Here is a 23,778-nt window from a genome sequence, read left to right on the forward strand (position 1 = left end):
ATGCAAACCAGTCTTTCCCGTACGCAAGTTACTCGCAAGAATGTCATCCGCACTAAAGGTGGTGTCGTAGCAGCACAAAACAGCCGAGCAGCACAAATCGGTGCGGCAGTGCTTGCAGCAGGCGGCAATGCAATGGATGCCGCAACGGCCGTTTCTTTCGCTATCGGTGTGCTTGAGCCGTGGATGTCAGGCCCTGCCGGTGGCGGCGCGATGATGGTTTGGGATGCGGCTTCCGGCAAAGCTCATGCCGTGACCTATGCCATGCGTGCGCCTGTGGAGCTGAATCCTGCCGATTATCCGCTCTCCGGTGCCGGTAAAAACTCCGATCTTTTCCCGTGGGAAGCCGTGGTCGATGACCGCAACATCATGGGCGCAACTGCCGTTGCAGTACCGGGTGTGGTCGACGGCATCGGTCAGGCGCATGCACGCTGGGGCAGCATGCCTTGGGCGGAACTGCTGGCTCCGGCGATTAAACTCGCAAAAGAAGGCCTGCCGGTTGACTGGTATGCAGCGCTTGTTATCGCAGGCGCAACCCGCGAGCTCGCCAAAGATCCGGATGCCGCAGCACTGTTTTTGGAAGATGGCCAATGGCCGATGATCAATGGCTGGACGAGCCTGTCCGACAAACGCGTTGATATGTCCGGCTATGCACCTTCCCTGACCGAGCTGGCAGAACAGGGCTATCGCACATTCTATGAAGGTGATCTGGCACAGGCACTGGTCAAAGATGTCCGCGCAAAAGGCGGCTCATTATCCATACAGGATCTGCGTGATTACCGTGCAACCATTGCCGATCCGCTGAGCTTTAAGCGCGGCGATGCGACTTTCTATGTCACACCGCATCTGACCGCCGGCCCGACCATGAGACAAGCCTTTGAAGCCCTGCCGGAAATCGACAAAGGTCAGCCGGACACTCATGCCTATACCGGCTACGCCAAAGCGCTGCGTCATGCCTATCAGCAGCGATTGGAGAATATGGGTGATGACGGTGAAATGCCTAAAGCACCGGGCTGCACAACCCATTTTTCCGTCGTGGATCGCCACGGCAATATGGTCTCGATGACACAGACTTTGCTGTCATTGTTCGGCTCAAAAGTTGTCTCGCCCTCCACCGGCTTTTTGCTCAATAACGGCATTATGTGGTTCGATCCGGTACAGGGCAAACCGAACTCCCTGCAACCGGGACGCCAGTGCCTGATGAATGTCTGCCCTGCCCTTGGTGAACAAGGCGAGCGCCGCTTCGCCATTGGTGCATCAGGCGGACGTAAGATTGTCTCTGCCGTTGCTCAGCTCTCTTCTTTCATCGTCGATTCAGGCATGAATATTGAAGGTGCTTTCCATCAGCCGCGTCTCGATATGTCTGCCGCCGATGTCATTATCGCTGATGACAGCCTGCCAGCGGATACAATTGCGGAACTGAATAAAGTCGCGCGCACCGTCACCACCCGCCGCACCGTCTGGCCTTTCGCCTTTGCCTGCCCTGCCGGTGTGATGCGTGAAGGTGATCTGAACTCCGGCTGCACCGAGATTATGTCGCCATGGGGTGATGCGGTGACCGAGGAGGACAGCCATGACTTTGCGTGAAACTGTTATCAGCCGGATCGAAACCTATTTCGACAGCGGCACGATGAAATCCGAACTGGCCGCTTTGGTGAGCTATCCAACGGAAAGTCAGGTACCGGAAAGAAAACCTGTACTGGCAGATTATCTGAATACGGCTATCTCCCCACGTTTGCAGGCTGCGGGATTTGAAATCAAAATCTATGACAATCCGGTGGCGGAAGGCGGCCCGCTGATGATTGCCCGCCGCATGGAAAACCCTGCTCTGCCGACTGTGCTGATCTATGGCCATGGCGATGTCATTCATGCGCAGACCGAGCAATGGCGCGTAGGCCTGTCACCCTTCGTTTTGACCGAAGAAGGTGATCGTTGGTACGGACGCGGTACAGCCGATAATAAAGTACAGCATCTGATCAATATTGCTGCACTTGAAGCGCTGATTACTGTGCATGGCAAACTCGGCTTCAACGCCACTATTCTGCTGGAAATGGCCGAAGAAAACGGCTCTCCGGGTTTGCAGGCCTTCTGCGCATCACACAAACAGGAACTCGCTGCCGATGTGCTGATTGCCTCTGACGGCCCGCGACTGCAACCGGACAGAGCCACGGTTTTCATGGGCGCACGCGGTGCAGTCACGGTCGATCTGATTGTAGAAAAACGAGAGGGTGCACATCATTCCGGTAATTGGGGCGGCTTGCTCGCTGATCCGGCGATGCGGCTCGTACAGGCGCTTGCGACAATCACCGATGAACGCGGTCAGATCCGTATTCCGGAATGGCGGCCAACCAGCCTGACCGATAATATCCGCGCGGCACTCCGTGATTTGCCGGTGGATATGGAAACCGGCCCGAGTGTTGATAAAGACTGGGGCGAAGCCAATCTGACCCCCGCCGAGCGCGTCTATGGCTGGAACAGCTTTGCCATTCTCGCCATGACATCCGGTGTGCCGGAGGCACCCGTTAATGCCATCTCCGGCAAGGCACGGGCTACCTGTCAGCTGCGTTATGTTGTCGGCACGAATGCGAACGACATTATACCGGCACTGCGCCGTCATCTCGATCAGCACGGTTATGCGGATGTTAAAATCACCCGCCGCGAGGATGATGATTTTACCGCGACCCGCCTTGATCCTGACCATCCGTGGGCACGTTTTGTCACGCAATCACTGACAGATACCTCCGGTAACCCACCGCATATTCTGCCTAATCTCGGCGGCTCGCTGCCCAATGAGTGTTTCTCGGAGACACTGGGCCTGCCAACCGTCTGGGTACCACATTCCTACCGCGCCTGTTCGCAACATGCACCGGATGAACATGTGCTGAAAAGCACCTGCCGTGATGCATTGCGCTGCATGGCAGGGATATTTGCCGATATTGCTGAGGGCAAAAGCCCGCAGCCTTCAACCCGATAACAACAAAGAAAACTGCCTGACCCTTTTTAACCTTGCGTCGAAGTGGAGCGACACATGAGCTTTCGTAAGAATTTTGCAATTCTGGCTACCCTTACCGCCAGCCTGTATCTGGGCGTATCCGGTGCGGCATTGGCCGATAAGTCAGATGACACCGTCAATATCGCCTTTGCCAAAGAACTGGACAATCCGAACACCTATTTCAGTTCAGCCCGCGAAAGCACCATTTTCGGTTATGCCGTCTGGGACACACTGGTTGAGCGCGACCCGAAAACCCGTGAATGGGTCGGCAATCTGGCTGAGAGCTTCAAATGGGTTGATGATCTGACCCTTGAATTCAAGCTGCGTCAGGGCGTGAAGTTCCATAACGGCGATGCTTTCGGTGCGGATGATGTTGTGTTCACACTCAATCATTTCTCCGATCCGAAAACTCCGGTTGCTATGCCGAATACAGTGGCATGGATCAAAAATGCCGAGAAGGTTGATGACCAGACCGTTCTCGTGCATCTGAAAGCACCATTCCCTGCTGCGCTCGATTTCCTCGAAAGCGCCATTCAGATTTATCCGGCAAAATATTATCAGGAAGTCGGCGATGCAGGCTTCTCCAAAAATCCGGTCGGCACCGGCCCTTACATGGTGGATAAGATCGAGCCGGGCAGCGGCTATACGCTGAAAGCTTTTCCTGACTATCACGATGGCGGCCCGCGCCAGAAACCACAGATCAAAAATGTGGAAGTCCGCAGCATTCCGGATACCAATACGCAAATCGCGGAAATGATGTCCGGTTCCGTGGACTTTATCTGGCAGGTGCCAGAAGATCTGACCCAGAAGCTCAAAACACGCGACAGTTTCAACGTGGTTCAGGGCGAAACATTGCGCTTCGGCTACATTTCTATGGATGTATCCGGCCGCTCCAGTGCTGACACTCCGCTGAAAGATGTGCGCGTGCGTCAGGCAATCAATCATGCGATTGACCGTAAAGCCGTGCGCGATGCTTTCTTCGCGCCTTCCTCGCAAATCATCAATTCCATCTGCAGCCCGCTGCAATTTGGTTGTGAGCAGGATGTGACATCCTACAACTTTGACCCGGCCAAGGCCAAAGAACTGCTGAAAGAAGCAGGCTATGAAAACGGCTTTACCACCACGATGTATTTCTATCGTGATAAAGCAGCCACCGAAGCTATGGCACAGATGCTGGGCAATGTCGGCGTAAAGGTTGATCTGCAAATGCTGAAATATGCAGCACTCGCAGACAAACAGCTCAAAGGTGAAATCCCGATGGGCTTTGTCACATGGGGCTCCGGCTCGGTGGCTGATGCCTCTGCCTCGACATCCAAATTCTTTGACGGTTCAGACATTGATGATGTCAAGAATGCCGACCTGACCGCCACCCTCAAACAGGCTGACACCACCACCGATCCGGAAAAGCGCAAAGAATTTTACAGCAAGGCTCTGCGCCAGATCGCCGATCAGGCCTATTGGGTACCGCTCTGGACCTACACAACCAATTATGTGATGGCGAAAGACCTGAACTTCACTCCGACACCGGATGAGTTCGTGCGCTTTTACGACATGAGCTGGAATTAATCTTTATGAGGTCGCAGCCTGTGCTGCGACCTCACCGGCACTTTCCGTTTTACCGCATACAGAAATTACAGAGATCAATCATGTTGTTCCAAGCCCCGTCGCAACTCCGTCCGAAACTCCGGATTGATAGCGCAGAATTACGTCTTGTAGAGCTGAAACTTCTCAATCCGTTTCGCATTTCTACCGGTGTGGCTACGAAAAAGACTTTCCCGCTGCTCATCTTGCGCAGCGGCAATATTGAAGGTTACGCGGAAGGTGTATGCGATACCCTGCCCGATTATCTGCCGGAAACCACGGTTTCATCCATGATGATGATGCGGGATGTTTTCCTGCCGCAGATAATCGGCAAGGAATTCTCAACGCCTTATGAACTGAGCCAGATGATGCGCCATTGGCGTGATCACCAGATGGCCAAAGCCTGCTTGGAAATGGCCTATTGGGATTTGTGGTCGAAATCGCTCGGCCTGTCCTTGTCCCATGCGCTTGGCGGTACCCGCAAAGAAGTTGAAGTTGGAGTCTCTCTTGGCATCAAGGAAATTCCGGAATCCTTGCTGGATGTTGAACGTCATGTACAGCAGGGCTATCGCCGCATTAAGCTGAAAGTCATGCCGGGTCATGATCTGAAGCTGCTGGAAAAAGTGCGCAACCGCTTCCCTGATATTCATCTGACCGTTGATGCCAATTGCGCCTATACGCTGGCCGACCTCGCTCTGCTGCGTCAGTTCGATGATTTCGGTCTGGACTATATCGAACAGCCGCTGGCATGGGATGACTTACAGGATCACGCAAAACTGCAATCCATGATGCGCACAGCCATTTGTCTGGACGAATGTATCCGCACACCGGAGCTTTGCCGCAAAGCACTCGCCATTGATGCAGGCCGCGTTATCAATATTAAGGTCGGTCGTGTCGGCGGTCATGCCTATGCACGCCAGATTCATGATATTTGTCAGGCGCATGATGTGCCGGTCTGGTGCGGCGGCATGCTGGAATCCGGTATCGGCCGCGCTCATAATATTCATCTCTCAACGCTGGAACAGTTCAAGCGTCCGGGTGATACATCCTCTTCCTCGCGCTATTTCGAGCGGGATATTGTTTGTGAGAAGCTGGAAACCGAAAATGGTATTATGCCGGTTCCGTCTAACGGTGCGGGTATCGGCGTTACTCTGGACTATGATTTCCTCGAAACAGTGACCCTGTCGAAAGAAGCGTTTTAAAATTCTGCTCCGGAGAAGCCAAACTCATTTTGCTTCTCCGGAATATTTCAAAAACGATTTTTTTGCTGGCTCCGTCATACAAGCTGATGACCATTTTCTCCGCTTCTGCGCGTTGAGCCATCCTCAATTTATTTATCCAAACCGGCTGGCATAAGCTCCGACGGCGGCATTCATTGCTGTTTGTTTTTTGGAGCTTTCAATCGGCTCATCAAGCACAAAAATCCCTTTGATCTAAAAGCAAATGTAATTCGTACATTTATATTAATGATATTCGTAATAAAGACATGAAATTTTTTTGAAACATGACGTTAAATCAATAATTTAAGTTGATATTTTTAATCTCATAATATTATAAATTTAGACAATTCAAAAACGGGGAAATCAGCAGCGTCACGCTGCCATTCATCTCAATTGCGAAGCTCATTCTTAATGGTCAGGAACCGGCGTTTTTATGAAGCGCCGGAAGGAGGTTTTGTGTTCTCAAATCTGTCTCGCGCATCGCTTTGCACATGGTCGGGTCATTTCCGATCCAGTGTCTCTTACCGCACTCTGGCTTTGGCAGGCGCGGCTCTTGCTCTCGGCCTGACCGGCACCGCGAATGCAGCTAATTTCACTGCATCGAACGAGGCTGAGCTGGTGGCGGCGATCAATCAGGCCAATGCCAGCGGGGATACGAGCTCCACAATTACCCTGACCGGCGGCTTTACCTTGAGCGGTGCCCCGCTACCTCAGGTAACAAAAAATCTGAAAATTGATGGTGCAGGACACGAACTCACATCCGCGAGAAATATTGTTCTGGATATCGCAGCCGGTGCTAATTTGGATTACAGCGGAGCAATCAAAACGACCGGTGTATACGGCTTTAACGGCAGCCTTATCAAAACCGGCGATGGTACTTTGAATATTACCGGCGGAACAGGCAGCTATAGCTGGAATCTTGCTAATGACAACGGCAACATGGTTATCCGTGATGGAGCTCAGGTTACATTCCATAATGGTGCCAATACAAACCCATCTCTTTCGAGCGGAGCAGGTAGCGTCACAATCACCGGTGCAGGTACAGTCGTCACAAGTCAGGGCAACCTGATTTTGGATAGCGCAAACGGTGCCGTACTGAATATTGAAAATGGCGGCACCTTCAATTCTTCAACAATCTCAACCATTGCCCGTTCTAATACAGCTATTCTTAATGTTACCGGTAAAGATAGTTTGCTAAACAGCGCCTTACGTGTTGATCAAGGGAATGCCATTATTAATATACGCGATGGTGGCCATATTTCAGGTTCTGCTACACATATTGGTGTTCTGGCCAATTTTACATCTCCTGATGGTAAAGGACAGTTTGATCGCGGCGGCTCTGCAGAGATTATTGTATCCGATGCCGGGTCACGCTGGGATGTCACTAATCCATTCATAATGCTGCGTGGTTCGCTGAATATTCTTAATGGCGGCGTTGTGCAGGCTGGCAGCATGCGTGCAGGTTTTTTTGATGCACGTATCACAGAAGATGCCGTCGCTGACGTTGTAGTTTCAGGTGCAGGATCGCAGCTGATTACGACAAACAATCAGGTCAATGGTTTTGTTCTTGGCGGCGGTACCGGTAATTTTGTCAAGAAAGGCACGCTTACCATCAATAATGGCGGCGCTGTCATTGCTGCTGGTGGCACCGGTACCATTGATATTGCGACAACCGCAGGCAGCGAAGGCGTCATCAATATTGGCGGTGCTACAGGACAAGCAGCCGAAAAGGCCGGAACTTTAAGTGCCGGTAAAATCAAGTTCGGTGCAGGCAATGGTGCACTCAACTTCAATCATACAGACAGCAGCTATGACTTCAGCACAGCGCTGGAAGGCAATGGCACCATCAGCCAGATCGGCTCCGGTAAAACCACATTGACAACCGACCAGACAGCTTTCACCGGTAAAACTCTTGTAAAATCGGGTATTCTTGCTGTGGATCACACCCTCGGTGGCACGATGGATGTTTCCGGCGGGCGTTTGCAGGGTATCGGCACAATCGGTAATACTGTTCTGTCCAAAGGTGGCGTGATTGCAGCGGGTAATGCATCTCTCGGCACACTGACAATTGACGGCGATTACACTGGTCAAGGCGGCTTGCTTGAAATTGAAACGGTACTTGGCGACGATACATCTGCGACCGACAAGCTTGTTATTACCGGCAACAGTTCCGGTGACACTGATGTAAAAGTTATCAACCGCAACGGTCTTGGTGCACAGACAGACAAAGGCATCAAAATCATTGAGATCGGCGGTCAATCCGACGGTACTTTCTCGCTCGTCAGCGATTATACGTCGAAAGACGGCAAAAAGGTCGTCATCGGCGGTGCCTATGCCTATGAGCTACTTAAGAATGCCAAAAGCGACCCTGCCGATGGCGACTGGTATCTGGTCAGCGAGATTTACAAGACCGACCCTGTCGACAGCGGTAACGGCAATAATACTGGTGGCAACGAAACTACACCGCGTTACAGTGCCGCCGTTCCCGTCTATCAGGGCTATATGAGCACCCTGCAATCGCTGAATAAACTGCCGACTTTGCAGCAGCGTGTCGGCGAGCGTTATCAGGATGGTTCATCAAATACAGCCCAAGGCCAAAACAGTGGCGAAAACCGTGCTATCTGGGGTCGTATTGAAGGCGCGCACAGCCATCTCAAAAACAACAGCTCATCAGGTCGCCTGCAGCAGGATATCAATACATATGTCATGCAAAGCGGCGTTGATGGTCAGTTCTATGAAAGTGACAATGGCAAGCTGATCGGCGGCATCACCGGTCAATATGGCAATGCACAGAACAATGTCACAGCTTTTGCCGGTGACGGTACGATCAAAACACAGAGCTGGGGTCTGGGCGGCACGCTCACATGGTATGGCAATAGCGGTTTCTATGTTGACGGACAGGCACAGGCTAACTGGTATGACAGTGACCTGAAAATTGACAATGCCAACAGTCTTACCAACGGTCATAATGCTTTCGGTTATGCACTGAGTGTTGAAGCCGGCCAGAACTATGCCGTGAATAACAACTGGTCGCTGACACCGCAGGCACAGCTGATGTGGTCTTCGCTCGACTTTAAAAGCTTCAGCGACAGCTATGGCACACAGGTCGACAAAAACGATGGCGACAATCTGACTGCACGCCTCGGTCTTGCTGCGAACTACCGCAATGACTGGAAAGGCAATGACGGACGCACTGTCAACACGCAGTTCTATGGCATTGCCAATCTCTATCAGGAACTCTCCGGCAGCAGCAAAATCAATGTTGCGGATGTGAAGCTTGCCAATGATGAAGACAGAACATGGGCAGGCCTTGGTGCCGGCGGTACCTATGCCTGGGGCGATAATGCCTATGCGGTCTATGGTGAAGGCTCAGTCAATACCTCCCTCAACCACTTTGCAGACAGCTATATTGTCAAAGGCACTGTCGGCTTTAAGATGAAGTGGTAATTGTAAAGAGCACGCTTAACTGAAGCTCACTCAAAAGAGCCTGATATAGTGAAATCTGTATCAGGCTCTTTTTATTCCTGTATACAGGCATAGATTGATAGCGTTGACTTTCAGCCTCCTTACAAAGTTTTGAACCCGAAATATCCGGCAATAAATTGCCTTGATACAATTATACAACATATTGATTTTTATAAACTAATCTCCCTATTTTTGCGTTGGGAACAGGGGCGGTTTCGATGAATATCTTCAGGTCTAATTCTGGAGATAAAAATGAAAACAAAATTAATTTTACTCAGTTCCGCTGCAACTCTTTTCACAAGCGCAGCAGCATTTGCTGCTGATCCGATTATTGCACCGGAACCTGAAGCCGTTGAATATGTCCGCGTCTGCGATGCTTATGGCGCAGGCTATTTCTACATTCCTGGCACTGAAACCTGCCTGCGTATTCACGGTTATGTCCGCTATGACATCACCGGTGGCGATGATGTTTATGGTCGCGGTTTTGAAGCCCGTGACAGCAAACTCTATGCCAAAAGCAATAAACGTGACACCTATGAAGGCATGGCTCGTTTCAGCCTGAAATTCAGCACCGCATCTGAAACTGAACTTGGTACATTGAAAACCTATGCAGATCTGCGCTTTCAGTGGAAAGATGGCAAAGACGACAAGTCCTCAGGTACATTGCGCTTTGGTTATATGGAGCTTGGCGGTTTGCGTGTCGGTCTTGATGAATCCGCGTTCGTCACCTTCCCCGGCTATCTCGGCAATGTCATGAATGATGATGTAATCCTTGCCGGTGGTTATCGTACCGGCCTGATCAGCTACACTTATGCGGGTGACAACGGCCTGTCAGCCATCCTGTCCGTGGAACAGGGCGGTAACGGTGACATTGATGACGTGCCATCTGACTGGACCGGTAAAAAATGGGGTGCCACCATCCAGAACTACACGCCGCATGTCGTTGGTGGCCTGCGCTACGCACAAGGCTGGGGTTCGCTCACCGCAGTTGCCGCCTATGATGCCCGCAATAAAGAATGGGCAGGGAAAGTCCGTGGCGATCTCAATGTTACCGACCAGTTCTCCGTATGGGCGATGGGTGGCTATAAATCCAACAAGGATAATTATATCAATGTCCTGAATGATAATAATCAGGTCATCGGCCAGATCCGCGCTGTCAGCAGTTTCTACGGCACATGGGGCGGTGATTGGGCTGTATGGGGTGGTGCAGCCTATAAGCTGACACCACAGGCCGTTTTGAATGCCCAGCTTGCCTATGATGCATCCAAGACCTTTGCCGCAACAGCAAACGTGTCTTACGAACTGGTGCCGGGCTTTGCGGTCACACCGGAGCTCTCTTACACCAAATGGAAGGATGAAAAATCCATCCAGAACGGCAAAGATGCAGTTCAGGGTATGATCCGTTTCCAGCGCAGTTTCTGATAAATCTTACAAGCCCTGCAATATTTTGCCGGTATATTTCAGCATATTGCAGGGTATTCATAAGAGTGCTTAGATGAACTGCCTTTTATAACGTAGAAGGACTGCGTTATTACAATGACACTCTGACTTCCAGGCATTTCAAGGCAGACGGCGGGCGAAAGCCCGCCGTTTTATTGTGACAGTTTAGCCCTGTGATGGTGCAAAACGGGCAACCAATGCATGACTGTCACCGCTATAGGTCAGGCGTACATAGGTCACCGGCAGTCCGGCATTCCAGGTCTGGCGCTCGATTACCAGACATGCCGCGCCTGCCGGAATACCAAGAATAGCGGCTACATTCTCATCCGCTGCTACCGCACGGATTGCATGTTGCGCATTACTCCACGGCACATAGGCAACCAGCCACGGACTGGGCGATTGTTTGGAGAAATCCGTCTGCGCAGCATCAGGAACAGCACGCAGATTAATGATACGCTCTTCCAGTGCAAAAACCCGTTTTCCTGCATAATGGCGGCAGGTCAGCTCTATCAGCGGCGTATTGCGCTCGATATCAAGCTTTTTGCCGTCTGCTGCTGTGCTTTTACGATTAATCGATTTTTGCAACTCATAGCGATAAGGCAGACCCAACTGCTCCACCTCATCGCGTATATCGTGAATTTCCAAGATTGCCGCCTGTGATTGCGGCTTGGAAACAAAACTGCCGGAACGGCGTTTCCGCTCAATCATTCCGGCCTTGGCCAGTTGCGTCAGCGCCTTATTCACAGTCATGCGGGAGCAGGAATATTGCTCGGTCAGCTCGTGCTCAAAAGGAATACGATAGCCGGGCTGCCACTCGCCGGAGAGAATGCGGCTCTCAATATCATCCAGAATCCGCTGATGCAGGGATGAAGCCTGTTCACTGTCTCCGGAAGAAATATCCTGCATACTCAGTTTTACCCGCTTTTCGTCAATATTGACTGGCTCAGCTTTCCAGAAGTTCATGTAAAACTTTACGGAAACCGGTCTCTGCCTGTTCATGCAGGTGATGACGGCCGTTTTCAACCTGTTTTACACCGCGCACCCAGACATGCGCCGGTTTGGCGCGGTTGGCAAAGATCATGCCATCCAGCACCATGTCGCCTTTTGCATGGGGGATACGGCTGACATCCAGTGCCACGAAATCTGCTGATGCACCGGTTTTCAGCCCCTGCCCGCGCACACCCATAGCGAAATTGCCACCTTCAAGTGCACCATCAAACAGCGCACGACCGGTTGAACCTTCCGCAACTGCCATCACATTACGTGCGCGATGTTGCAGACGCTGCGAATATTCAAGCTGGCGCAATTCATCCCCCAAACCGATCAGCACATTGGAGTCCGAGCCGACACCAAACTTGCCGCCTGCCTGTGTGAAAATACCGGCATTGAACGTACCATCGCCGAGATTGGCCTCAGTCACCGGACAAAGACCGGCGATCGCACCGGCTTTTGCCATGCCTGTTGTCTCGTCATCGGTCATGTGGGTGGCGTGGATCAGGCACCAGCGATCACTCAGATTGGCATTGTCCAACAGCCATTCAACAGGTCGCTTATCGGACCATGCAATGCAGTCTTCTACTTCTTTAACCTGCTCAGCCACATGAATATGTACCGGTGTCTCCGGCAGCATTTGTGTAACAATTTTCAGCTCATCCGGCGTCACAGCACGCAGACTATGCGGGGCAACGCCCAGCACCGCGCCGTCCATATTTTTCAGTGCAGTGCCGCATCCGTCCAGCAAGCGCTGATATTGATCTATGCTATTGATAAAACGACGCTGGCCTTCATTAGGCGCAGCACCGCCAAAAGTTGAATGCGCATAGAAGACCGGCAACAGTGTCAGGCCGATGCCACTTTTATTGGCCGCCGATGCAATACGTTTGCCCATTTCGGCCACATCTGCATAAGGCGCACCATCGCGGTCATGATGCAAATAATGGAACTCACCTACGCGGGTGAAGCCATTTTCCAGCATATCCACATAGAGCCGCAGCGCCACGGCTTCCGCCTGTTCCGGCGACATGGTCAGGGCAAAACGATACATCACATCGCGCCAGCTCCAGAAACTATCGGCCGAAGGGCCGCGCTTTTCTGCCAGACCCGCCATGCCATATTGGAACGCATGGCTGTGCAGATTGGGCATCCCCGCAATGATAACCTCATAGCGCTCATCGCCGGATTGTGCGTCTGCACCACTTTCAATCGCCGTGATTGTTCCCGCTTCAACCGTCAGGCGGACATTCTCAGCCCAGCCGCTTTCCAATAAAGCCTGTTGCGCATGGATGACATGTTTTTGCTGAAGCACGGTTCTCTCCTCCTGAAATATCCGGCTAAAAATTTCCTTTGCCATTTTTTAATATGTATATACATTATAGCCGGAGAGGGGAAGCGGGAAAACATTCATGACAAAAGATACGCTGAACGACAAAGGCCATATTTTCACCCATGCGCGTGTTGCGACGCTGATTGAAAATGCAGATGGTCTCGGCCTGATTGAAGATGCGGCAATTGTGGTTGAACAGGGCAGAATCGCCTATGTCGGCCCGCAGGCTGAAATGCCTGTGCTCTATGCGGATTATCCCGCAACCAATTGTGAAAACCGGCTGATTACCCCCGGCCTGATTGATTGCCACACACATCTGATTCATGCGGGCAACCGCGCCCATGAATTTGAACTGCGCCTCGAAGGCGCTTCCTATGAGGAAGTGGCCAAGGCTGGCGGCGGTATTGTTTCTTCCGTCAAAGCGCTGCGTGCGGCCAGTGAAGATGATCTGGTACGTGAGAGCCTGCCGCGCCTCGATGCCCTGATTTCTGAAGGCGTAACAAGTGTTGAGGTTAAATCCGGTTACGGTCTCGATACGGAAAATGAAATCAAATCGCTGAAAGCAGCCAGACGTCTGGCACAGGAACGTAATGTTGCGATCCGCACCACTTTCCTCGGCGCTCATGCGCTGCCGCCGGAAATGAACGGCGACAAGTCAGCCTATATTGATGTGGTTATCAATGAGATGCTGCCTGCCATTGCCGCTGATAAGCTCGCCGATGCAGTCGATGGTTTCTGTGAAGGGATTGCCTTTCTGCCCGATGAGATTGCCCGTGTTTTTGATGCTGCAAAGGTGCATGACCTGCCGGTCAAACTCCATGCAGATCAGCTTTCCAACCTGCATGGTGCCAAATTAGCCGCCTCTTATAATGCACTGTCCGCCGATCATGTGGAATATACCGACAGTGAAGGCGCACAGGCCATGGCCAAGGCCGGCACAGTCGCAGTGCTGTTGCCCGGCGCCTATTATTTCATCCGCGAAACACAAAAACCGCCGGTTGAAGCCTTCCGTCAGGCAGGCACAAAAATGGCGCTGGCGACCGATAATAATCCGGGTACATCCCCGCTGACCTCCCTGCTTTTGACCATGAATATGGGTGCAACCCTGTTCCGTCTCACCGTCGATGAATGCATTGCCGGTGTGACCCGCGAGGCCGCCCGTGCACTCGGCATTCTGGCTGAAACCGGCACGATTGAAGTCGGCAAATATGCTGATCTGGCGATCTGGGATGTGCAGCGCCCTGCAGAGCTTGTCTATCGCATCGGCTTTAACCCGCTCTGGAAGCGGGTTTTCCGCGGCAACTAAAAGATCCGAATATCTGCGCATGTGATGAATGCGCTTTGAAGAAAGTACCCGCCATGAGCATTATTCTGAAACCAGGTTCTGTATCACTCGCCACACTTGAAGATATTTATCGCAACGGCACAGTTGCTCATCTTGATCCGTCATTCCATGCGGGCATTGCCAAATCCGCCGCCCGCATTGCGGAAATCGCCGCAGGCGATGCGCCGGTCTACGGCATCAATACCGGCTTCGGCAAACTGGCTTCCATCCGCATTGCACCGGAAGATGTGGCAACACTCCAGCGTAATCTGATCCTGTCCCATTGCTGCGGCGTGGGTGCGCCTCTGGCTGAAAATATTGTGCGCCTCATCATGTCGCTCAAGCTGATTTCGCTTGGTCGCGGTGCCTCCGGTGTGCGCCCTGAGATCATCGCGCTGATCGAAGCCATGCTTGAAAAAGGTGTCATTCCGGTTATTCCGGAAAAAGGTTCCGTTGGTGCATCCGGCGATCTGGCACCGCTGGCACATATGGCTGCGGCCATGATCGGCGAAGGTGAGGTTTTCTATCAGGGTGCACGTGTTTCCGCTGCTTCCGCATTGAGCAAAGCCGGTCTGACACCGGTTGTTCTGGCCGCCAAAGAAGGCCTGGCACTGATCAACGGCACGCAGACTTCTACCGCTCTGGCACTGGCCGGTCTGTTCCGCGCTCATACAGCCTTGCAGGCAGCGCTGATTACCGGCGCTCTGTCGACCGATGCTGCCATGGGCTCCACCGCACCGTTCCACGCTGATATTCACACGCTGCGCGGCCATAAAGGCCAGATCGATACCGGCGCAGCCCTGCGCAAATTGCTCGAAGGCTCGATTATCCGTGACAGCCATCTGGAAGGCGATCAGCGCGTGCAGGATCCGTATTGCATCCGCTGCCAACCACAGGTCGATGGAGCCTGTCTTGATCTGCTGCGTCAGGTCGCGGTTACGCTTGAAATTGAAGCCAATGCGGTCACCGATAATCCGCTGGTGCTTTCCGATGATACAGTGGTCTCCGGCGGTAATTTCCATGCCGAACCGGTGGCTTTTGCCGCAGACCAAATTGCGCTGGCAATTTGTGAAATCGGTGCCATTGCCCAGCGTCGTATTGCACTGCTGGTTGACCCTGCCCTCTCCTTCGGCCTGCCTGCGTTTCTGGCGAAAAAGCCGGGTCTCAATTCCGGTCTGATGATTGCAGAAGTCACTTCCGCAGCTCTGATGTCGGAAAACAAACAAATGTCCCATCCGGCCTCGGTCGATTCAACCCCGACTTCCGCCAATCAGGAAGACCATGTGTCTATGGCCTGCCACGGCGCCCGCCGTCTGCTGCACATGACCGACAATCTCAATGCCATTATCGGCATTGAAGCCCTGACCGGTGCCCTCGGCGTGGAACTACGCGGCCCTCTGGAAACCAGCCCGGAACTGAAAGCGGCAATCGCCGTGCTGCGTACCAAAGTGCCGACGCTCGAGGTTGACCGTTATATGGCTGATGATCTGGCTGCCGCTGCGAAAATCGTGGCTGACGGCTCGCTGAATGCAGCTATCACGAGCGGTATTCTCCCTGAAGTATTCCCGTCATGATGACTAATATTAGAAATACTTCAGTTTTTTTAGCCGCATTGTCCTTACGCAAAACCGGCTCCCACTTTTGCGGGAAATACTCGGGTCTGGAGGCATAAATGGTCGTTGACGTTCATCAGGGAACCTCGCCGGTCATTCTCGGCCTGCCCCATACCGGCACGGAAGTGCCGGAGGATATCTGGGCACGCCTTAATGACAATGGCCGGATTCTTGCCGATACGGACTGGCATATTCACAAGCTCTATGACGGGCTGCTGGATAATGTGACGACAGTGCGCGCCACTTTCCACCGCTATTGCATTGATGCCAATCGTGATCCGGCGGGTGTGAGCCTCTATCCGGGGCAGAACACAACGACACTGATACCGGAAACGGATTTTGATGGTCTGGCAATCTGGAAAGACGGTGAGCAACCGGCTGAGGCTGATATTGCAGATTGCATCAGCCGGTTTCACAAGCCTTATCATGAAGCGCTTGCGGCTGAAATCGAGCGCGTTAAAGCCATTCACGGCATAGCCATTCTCTATGACTGCCACTCGATCCGCTCGCATATTCCGTTTTTGTTTGAAGGCACATTACCGGATTTCAACATCGGAACGGATAATGGCAAGACCTGCGCACCGGCCATTGAAGCAGCAGCCTTCGGTGTAGCGAAACGGGCAGAAGGTTACACGTCCATCCTCAACGGCCGTTTCAAAGGCGGCTGGACAACGCGCCATTACGGCCAGCCGGAAACGGGCGTGCATGCCATTCAGATGGAACTCGCGCAATCAACGCATCTGGCAACAGAAGCCGTGCCTTTTGCCTATGACGAGGCCAAGGCAGCCGAATTGCGCAGCCATCTCAAAGACATTTTGCAGCAGCTTGAAGCCGCCGCTGCCAATCTCAAATCTAAATAAGGGAACATTCGATGACTAATCCGCGCCATAATGAACGTGAAATCCGCCCTGCAACCGGCACAGAAATCACCGCCAAAAGCTGGCTCACCGAAGCGCCGATGCGCATGCTGATGAACAATCTGCATCCTGATGTTGCCGAGCGCCCGCATGAGCTGGTGGTCTATGGCGGTATCGGCCGTGCTGCCCGTACATGGGCGGATTTTGACAAGATTGTTGCCAGCCTGAAAGATCTGGAAGGCGATGAAACATTGCTCGTACAGTCCGGCAAGCCGGTCGGTATTTTCCGCACCCATAAAGATGCGCCGCGCGTCCTGATTGCCAATTCCAATCTGGTGCCGCATTGGGCAAACTGGGATCATTTCAACGAACTGGATAAAAAGGGACTGGCTATGTATGGCCAGATGACCGCCGGTTCGTGGATTTATATCGGTGCACAGGGCATTGTGCAGGGCACCTATGAAACCTTTGTCGAAGCCGGTCGCCAGCATTTCGGCGGCAATCTCAAAGGCAAATGGATTCTCACCGGTGGCTTAGGTGGTATGGGCGGCGCGCAGCCGCTGGCGGCTGTGATGGCCGGTGCCTGCTGTCTCGCGGTTGAGTGCGATGAAACCCGTGCGGACTTCCGCCTGCGTACCCGCTATGTCGATGAAAAAACACACAGCCTTGATGAAGCGCTGGCACGTATTGATGCATGGACAAAAGCCGGTGAAGCCAAATCCATCGCCCTGATCGGCAATGCGGCAGAGATTTTCCCTGAACTGGTGAAGCGCGGCGTTAAGCCGGATATCGTCACCGACCAGACTTCCGCGCATGATCCGGTACACGGTTATCTGCCGATCGGCTGGAGCGTTGCTGAATGGCGTGCAAAACAGGAAAGCGATCCGAAAGGCGTTGCAAAGGCAGCGCGCGCTTCGATGAAAATTCAGGTCGCCGCGATGGTTGATTTCTGGAATATGGGCATTCCGACCCTCGATTACGGCAATAATATCCGTCAGATGGCGCTGGAAGAAGGTCTGGAAGACGCATTTGCCTTCCCGGGCTTTGTGCCTGCCTATATCCGCCCCCTATTCTGCCGTGGTATCGGTCCGTTCCGTTGGGCAGCACTTTCCGGCGATCCGGAAGATATTTACAAGACTGATGCCAAGGTCAAGGAACTGCTGCCGGACAATAAGCACCTGCATAACTGGCTGGATATGGCGCGTGAGCGCATTGAGTTTCAGGGTCTGCCAGCCCGTATTTGCTGGGTTGGTCTGGGTGACCGCCATCGTCTCGGTCTTGCCTTCAACGAAATGGTCAAGAACGGCGAGCTGAAAGCACCGGTTGTGATCGGCCGTGACCATCTGGATTCCGGCTCGGTGGCTTCGCCAAACCGCGAAACCGAAGCGATGAAAGATGGCTCTGATGCCGTGTCCGACTGGCCGCTGCTCAATGCCCTGCTCAACACCGCATCCGGTGCCACATGGGTATCGCTGCATCACGGTGGCGGCGTTGGCATGGGCTTCAGCCAGCATGCGGGCATGGTGATCTGCGCTGACGGTACTGAAGATGCCGCCCGCCGCCTTGAGCGCGTGCTGTGGAATGACCCTGCCACTGGCGTGATGCGTCATGCCGATGCCGGTTATGACATTGCAGTCGACTGCGCCAAAGAACAGGGCCTGCGCCTGCCGGGTATTCTCGGCAACTAAACACTGAATGAAAGGCAGCCTTTGAGGGGGCTGCCTTTCAAATTTCTAGTTCCGGCTTTGGGAGAGGCCATATCACACAAGGACAAAAAAGCATTTAGGATCACGGAATCTCCTTCTGCATGAATAACAATAATCAGGGGTAATCATGACAGATACAACAATCGGCAGCAGCGGCGGCTCACGCGGCGGGGCTGCTCTCAAACTCATCTTCATCAGTTTTATCGGCATCTTCTTTTTCTTTGTACCGGTGACGATCGGCGGCAAATCCACCATTCTGCTCGACCATGCAGCGACCGCTATCGCCACACAATTACGACCTGCAGCGCTGACTTTTGTCTGCCTGCTGATTGCCTATGGCGCGCTCAGTCCGTTTGTCCGCGGGACATGGAACAAAAACCTGACCGAGACGATCTTCTCCGTTTTGCGTGTGCTGGGTCTGGTGCTCACAATCATGTATCTCGCCGGTGTCGGACCGGCATTGCTGTTCACGCCGGATATGCTGCCGTTTCTTTTTGACAAGCTTGTCCTCTCCGTCGGCCTGATTGTGCCGATTGGTGCCTTGGCACTGGCATTTCTGATCGGCTACGGATTGCTGGAATTTACCGGCGTGATTGTGCAGCCGGTAATGCGCCCGATCTGGCGCACACCAGGCTGGTCAGCGATTGATGCGGTGGCCTCTTTTGTCGGCAGTTATTCGCTGGCTTTGCTGATTACCGACCGCGTTTACCGCGAGGGCAAATATACCGCGCGTGAAGCGGCGATTGTTGCCACCGGCTTCTCGACTGTTTCAGCAACTTTCATGATTATTGTCGCCAAGACACTTAATCTGATGGATGTATGGAACCTATATTTCTGGACAACTTTCTTCGTGACTTTCATCGCTTCGGCGATTGTCGCGCGCCTGTGGCCGCTGGCCAAAATGGATCATCCGGCCACCCGCGACACACCGCTGCCGGAGGGTAAATCCCGCATCGCAACCGCGATTGATGCCGGTCTGGAACAGGCAGAAAAAGCGCCTCACATTCTGCCGATGCTGCGTGCGACTTTCCTCGACGGCTTGCGTATGGCCTCGATGATCCTGCCAAGCATTATGGCCGTTGGTCTGCTCGGCCTGCTGGCCTCCAAATATACACCGGTCTTTGATGTGCTGGGTCTCGCGCTCTACCCGTTTACATGGATTGCCCAATTGTCAGAACCAATGCTGGCGGCGAAATCCATGGCGTCAGGTCTGGCTGAAATGTTCCTGCCTGCCATCCTACTGAAAGATGCAGATGTGACGCTGAAATTCGTAGCTGCAGTGGTTTCCGTCTCGCAGGTATTGTTTCTCTCGGCCTCTATCCCTTGTGTTCTTGCAACTTCAATCCCGCTCAAATTCCGTGATCTGATTGTGATCTGGTATATCCGCACGGCACTCAGCATTCTGCTGACAGCGCCTGTGGCGCTCTGGGCAGTTTCCAACGGCTGGTTACAGTAAATGCAGCTTCTCAAAAATCATCAGCATCGCCGGATGCCGTGGAAAAACGGCGGCGGTGTAACCGTTGAAATCGCGGTTTTCCCTGCAGATGCGTCCGTCGATAATTTCGACTGGCGTATCAGCACCGCAACTGTGGCCAGTGACGGGCCGTTTTCGGTTTTTACCGGCATCGACCGCACTCTATCCGTACTGGAAGGCGACGGGATTATCCTGTCTGTTGAAGGGCTGGACGATCAGGAACTGAAGGGCGAAACGCCGCCGTTTTCCTTCCCTGCCGACAGTCCAACCAGTGCGAAATTGCTCGGCTCTGCCATCACTGATCTGAATGTGATGACACGACGCGGGCGCTTTACGCATCAGGTCAGCCGCCATGTAGTGACAAAACCTGTCAGTCTGTCTCTGAACGGAGCAACCGTGCTGGTCTTCTGCAGCAAAGGTGCGGTGCAAACCGGAGATACACAGCTTGAGGTCAATGATTGTCTGCGGTGTGAGCAATGTAGCAATACAGAGCTTCAGCTTTCCGGCAGCGGCACAGTCTTTGTGATTGCGCTTAATCCAGCCTGATCAGCCAGCCATGTTTTGCAGGTCGCAATCATGGTGCTAACAGGCTGGTCGCAGGACAGCATCAGCGTTGCCGGCTCGCCTTGCGGGTTTTCAAAGCTTGCCAGTTGCGAGGCGAGCAAAGATGCGGGCATGAAGTGCCCGTGTCTCGCCTGCAAACGCGCAGCAATCATGGCGGGATCGCAGGTCAGACAGATGAAATATAAAGGCTCGCCGGTCTGCTCACGCAGCAAATCCCGATAGGATTTTTTAAGCGCTGAGCAACTCGCCACCGCACCTTCAGGCAGTGCTAAAATCTGCTCGGAAATCGCCTGAAGCCAAGGCAGGCGATCAGCATCATCCAACGGCTCACCCGCCTGCATTTTCGCTATATTGGCAGTCGGGTGCAGATCATCGCCTTCAATAAAAACCAGTGCCAATGTCTGCGCCAGAATACCGGCCAGAGTAGACTTGCCGGAACCGGAGACGCCCATCACAATAATACGCACCGGTTCCTGCTTGCTCATTCATTGTTCCGTTATTTACGGCAGGAAATCATTGGTAAAATACGCGGAGAAATCCGGTTTTTCCTGCACAACAGCACCTTCTTTATCATAGAGAATTTGCGCTTTAAATAAAAACTCGCCCATAGCATTCATGGTTTCAGGGCGCATTTTGCCGATTGTACCATCACTGTCGCGCAGGAAGTGCCCGTCATTAAGAGCCTTCAGCGAGGCGCGGATCAGCGTGTCATCGGTCAGCACATCCTGATTACCGCGAATGAGAATATCGGCCGCCTCATCCGGATGATCGGCAGCGAAAGCATAGCCACGTTGTGTGGCACTCAGGAAGGCTTTTGCCGCATCCGAATTTTCACTGAGATATTTGCCTGATGAGACCAGCAATGTCGTATGCTGATCCGGCACACCATAATCAGAATAGCGGAATGCCCGCTGTTTCACGCCTTCAAGCTCGTTTTTCACACCTTCCCATGTCACGATTTCCAACGTGAAATCCACCGCACCATTGGCCAATGCCTCATAGGCCGAGGTGCCGAGTGTCACAATCTCAAACTCACCTTTGCCACCGTCAGCGCGGATCATACTGGCAATCATCCTGCGCTCCCAATTGGAACCAAAACCGGCATAGGTTTTGCCGTCGAGGTCTTTCGGTGACTGAATATCCTGCCGGTCATCCATAAAGACCAGACGACCGGTTTCATGCTGCACCACGGCATAGGTGCCAACAAGATCAGCACCCGCAGTGCGCTGCGCGAACAGGCCGGTAGAACCGACAATACCGAAATCCGCAGCGCCACTGGCGACCAGCACCCCCGCTGATGTGTCTGAATAAGGTAGGATCGTTACATCCAGACCCGCCTCTTTATAAAAACCCTGATCGCGGGCAATGAACATGCCGATATGATTGGTGTTCACTGTCCAGTCGAGGGCGACAGTGACTTTCGCCGGATCTTTGGCGAAAGATGTGACCGGCAGCAGGCTCATTGCACCGGACAGAGCCAGTGCGGATAACAGGCGGCGGCGATTGAGAATTGCCATGATTATTTCCTTATAAATACAGCATTTCCAGCAAAAGTGGAAACCGGTTTTGCGCAGGATAATGCGTAAAAACAAATAGTTAGAGCGGTTCCAACATTTAAGTCATAGCTGGAACCGCTCTTAGCAGGAGATCTAGAATTTCAGCTTCCAGCGCGGCAGCTTTTTCCAATGCGGTTTTGTGCATAGAGTCTCGTCTCGGACGTGGAAGATCGACAGTCACCTCATGCACAATCCTGCTCGGTCGTGCCGACAACACATAAATCCGGTCTGAGAGATAAACGGCTTCCCGCACATCATGGGTAATCAGCAAAGCCGTCCAGCGATGGCTCTGCCACATGCTCTCCAGCCAGTGCTGCATCGAAGCGCGGGTCAGAGCATCCAGCGCACCGAAAGGCTCGTCCAGCAGCAGCATTTTGCGTTGCTGAACAACTGTGCGCAGCAAGGCTGCCCGCTGGCGCATACCGCCTGATAATTCCGCCGGATAGGCCTGCTCAAAACCGGCAAGGCCGAATTCCTCAAACAGCGGCTCAGCTAATTTGCGGGCATCCTTGCGGCTCATGCCCTGCACTTCCAGCCCCAGCGTGGCATTATCAATCATCCGCCGCCACGGCATCAGCGCATCGCGCTGCGGCATGAAAGCGAAAGCATCGCGTGCCTGTGCCAATGGTGCACCGTCAAACATGATGCGCCCTTGCGAAAGCTGTTCCGCGCCGGTCAGCAGGTTGAAAATCGTCGATTTACCCGCACCGGACGGCCCCAAAACCGAGACAAATTCCCCTTCAGCCACATGCAGCGAAATATTGCGCAGAACTTCCAATGCGCCAAAGGACTTGGCGACAGATTGCAATTGCAGACGTGTCATTGCCCCGTCCCCCGCTCTGTTTTCAGCCACGGAGCGACCCATTTTTGCACCAACAATGTCAGACCAAACAGGCTCAAAGTCAGCGTAGCACTGATGAATACGGCAGCCAGCACCAGATCAGGCCGGAAGTTGTTTTTGGCATTGAGAATATAGATGCCCAACCCTTTCAGCGCGCCCGCATATTCAGCAAATATCGCACCGACAACCGCATAGGTAATTGAGATGCGTAAGCCGGCGAAGAAGTAAGGCAAAGCCGAAGGAATGCGCGCTAAGCGGAAAATCGTCCATCTGCCTGCGCCCATTGAGGCCAGCAAATGCTCAATTTCTTTGTCCGTCGCGGCATAGCCCTGCACCAGTGCTACCAGCATCGGGAAAAAGGTGACCAGAGAGACCAGCAGAATTTTCGGCAACAGGCCAAAGCCGAACCACAGCACAATCAAAGGCGCAATGGCGATCAGCGGCAGGGTCTGACTGATAATAAAAACCGGAAACAGCGCCCGCCGCAACAGAATATACCGGTCAATCAGCACAGAGAGCAGACAGGCGGTGATGACCGAGCAACTGAAACCGATCAGCGTTGCGCGGATTGTCGGCAGCGTATTATCCCACAAAGCCTGACGATGCAGAAACATCTGCTGAAGAATCCGGCTTGGCGCAGGCAATACGGAAGGTGCGATGCCTGACAGCGCGACATAGCTTTCCCAAAACAGAAAAACCGCACTGACTGACAAGATGGCAGGCAGAAATGTAGCGATATAATCAGACGATTTGCGTGCAGATTGCGGGCAATCTGCAGCGGCAGCTTGATAAACAGACATGACAGAATTCCGATGACAAGAATAC

18 protein-coding genes are annotated in these 23,778 nt (G+C 53.0%); 12 read left to right on the plus strand and 6 right to left on the minus strand.

Features of this window, described 5'->3' with window-relative positions; translation table 11 throughout:
- The 6 genes from JNC80_RS11615 to JNC80_RS11640 all read left to right on the plus strand — a co-directional run bounded on the left by JNC80_RS11615 (nt 1) and on the right by JNC80_RS11640 (nt 10,677).
- Nucleotides 1-1,584 (plus strand): gamma-glutamyltransferase, encoded by a 1,584-nt coding sequence (locus JNC80_RS11615; protein ID WP_376710425.1) that lies wholly within the window; start codon nt 1-3, stop codon nt 1,582-1,584.
- Nucleotides 1,571-2,971 carry a M20 family metallopeptidase gene (locus JNC80_RS11620; RefSeq protein WP_376710426.1) on the plus strand — a complete coding sequence of 467 codons (1,401 nt, stop codon included), beginning with the start codon at nt 1,571-1,573 and terminating at the stop codon, nt 2,969-2,971. Before JNC80_RS11615 ends, JNC80_RS11620 begins: the two co-directional genes overlap by 14 nt.
- 54 nt (nt 2,972-3,025) lie before the next feature.
- The gene (locus JNC80_RS11625) at nt 3,026-4,555 is read left to right on the plus strand and encodes an ABC transporter substrate-binding protein (protein ID WP_022709581.1); all 1,530 of its coding nucleotides are present in this window, start codon (nt 3,026-3,028) and stop codon (nt 4,553-4,555) included.
- A gap of 80 nt (nt 4,556-4,635) precedes the next feature.
- Nucleotides 4,636-5,772: an o-succinylbenzoate synthase gene (menC, locus tag JNC80_RS11630; RefSeq protein ID WP_376710427.1), complete on the plus strand. Its 1,137-nt coding sequence runs from the start codon at nt 4,636-4,638 to the stop codon at nt 5,770-5,772.
- Between the two features lie 474 nt (nt 5,773-6,246).
- Nucleotides 6,247-9,237 carry an autotransporter family protein gene (locus tag JNC80_RS11635; RefSeq protein WP_376710428.1) on the plus strand — a complete coding sequence of 997 codons (2,991 nt, stop codon included), beginning with the start codon at nt 6,247-6,249 and terminating at the stop codon, nt 9,235-9,237.
- 270 nt (nt 9,238-9,507) lie between these two features.
- Nucleotides 9,508-10,677, plus strand: coding sequence for a porin (locus JNC80_RS11640; RefSeq protein WP_376710429.1), 1,170 nt, complete (start codon nt 9,508-9,510; stop codon nt 10,675-10,677).
- Nucleotides 10,678-10,860: 183 nt separating this feature from the next.
- Here the strand turns inward: JNC80_RS11640 and hutC are convergent, their stop codons facing one another.
- Together hutC and JNC80_RS11650 are read right to left on the minus strand one after the other, a co-directional pair.
- Nucleotides 10,861-11,601, minus strand: a complete 741-nt coding sequence (hutC, locus tag JNC80_RS11645; protein ID WP_151159730.1) for a histidine utilization transcriptional repressor HutC — start codon at nt 11,599-11,601, stop codon at nt 10,861-10,863.
- Between the two features lie 37 nt (nt 11,602-11,638).
- Nucleotides 11,639-13,000, minus strand: a complete 1,362-nt coding sequence (locus JNC80_RS11650) for a formimidoylglutamate deiminase (RefSeq protein ID WP_376710430.1) — start codon at nt 12,998-13,000, stop codon at nt 11,639-11,641.
- 97 nt (nt 13,001-13,097) lie between these two features.
- Here JNC80_RS11650 and hutI point away from each other — a divergent pair, with 97 nt between their 5' ends.
- The 6 genes from hutI to JNC80_RS11680 all read left to right on the plus strand — a co-directional run bounded on the left by hutI (nt 13,098) and on the right by JNC80_RS11680 (nt 20,538).
- Complete coding sequence (gene hutI / locus JNC80_RS11655) at nt 13,098-14,324, plus strand: imidazolonepropionase (RefSeq protein WP_376710431.1); 1,227 nt, start codon at nt 13,098-13,100, stop codon at nt 14,322-14,324.
- A 53-nt stretch (nt 14,325-14,377) separates the two neighbouring features.
- Nucleotides 14,378-15,916, plus strand: coding sequence for a histidine ammonia-lyase (hutH, locus tag JNC80_RS11660; protein ID WP_376710591.1), 1,539 nt, complete (start codon nt 14,378-14,380; stop codon nt 15,914-15,916).
- Nucleotides 15,917-16,014: 98 nt separating this feature from the next.
- Nucleotides 16,015-16,815 (plus strand): N-formylglutamate deformylase, encoded by an 801-nt coding sequence (gene hutG / locus JNC80_RS11665; protein ID WP_376710432.1) that lies wholly within the window; start codon nt 16,015-16,017, stop codon nt 16,813-16,815.
- Between the two features lie 11 nt (nt 16,816-16,826).
- Nucleotides 16,827-18,500 (plus strand): urocanate hydratase, encoded by a 1,674-nt coding sequence (gene hutU, locus JNC80_RS11670; RefSeq protein ID WP_376710433.1) that lies wholly within the window; start codon nt 16,827-16,829, stop codon nt 18,498-18,500.
- Nucleotides 18,501-18,645: 145 nt separating this feature from the next.
- Complete coding sequence (locus JNC80_RS11675; RefSeq protein WP_376710434.1) at nt 18,646-19,974, plus strand: YjiH family protein; 1,329 nt, start codon at nt 18,646-18,648, stop codon at nt 19,972-19,974.
- Nucleotides 19,975-20,538: a HutD/Ves family protein gene (locus tag JNC80_RS11680; protein ID WP_376710435.1), complete on the plus strand. Its 564-nt coding sequence runs from the start codon at nt 19,975-19,977 to the stop codon at nt 20,536-20,538.
- Here the strand turns inward: JNC80_RS11680 and JNC80_RS11685 are convergent.
- The 4 genes from JNC80_RS11685 to JNC80_RS11700 form a co-directional block, all read right to left on the minus strand.
- Complete coding sequence (locus JNC80_RS11685; RefSeq protein ID WP_376710436.1) at nt 20,487-21,041, minus strand: gluconokinase; 555 nt, start codon at nt 21,039-21,041, stop codon at nt 20,487-20,489. The genes JNC80_RS11680 and JNC80_RS11685 overlap by 52 nt on opposite strands.
- Nucleotides 21,042-21,056: 15 nt before the next feature.
- Nucleotides 21,057-22,073 carry an ABC transporter substrate-binding protein gene (locus JNC80_RS11690; protein ID WP_376710437.1) on the minus strand — a complete coding sequence of 339 codons (1,017 nt, stop codon included), beginning with the start codon at nt 22,071-22,073 and terminating at the stop codon, nt 21,057-21,059.
- 97 nt (nt 22,074-22,170) lie between these two features.
- Nucleotides 22,171-22,935: an ABC transporter ATP-binding protein gene (locus JNC80_RS11695; RefSeq protein ID WP_376710438.1), complete on the minus strand. Its 765-nt coding sequence runs from the start codon at nt 22,933-22,935 to the stop codon at nt 22,171-22,173.
- Complete coding sequence (locus tag JNC80_RS11700) at nt 22,932-23,753, minus strand: ABC transporter permease (protein WP_376710439.1); 822 nt, start codon at nt 23,751-23,753, stop codon at nt 22,932-22,934. The genes JNC80_RS11695 and JNC80_RS11700 overlap by 4 nt, the downstream gene beginning before the upstream one ends.
- Nucleotides 23,754-23,778 lie beyond the last annotated feature (25 nt).

Origin of the sequence: Pseudochrobactrum lubricantis (assembly GCF_041929865.1) — a bacterium.
Taxonomy (GTDB): Bacteria; Pseudomonadota; Alphaproteobacteria; order Rhizobiales; family Rhizobiaceae; genus Pseudochrobactrum; species Pseudochrobactrum saccharolyticum.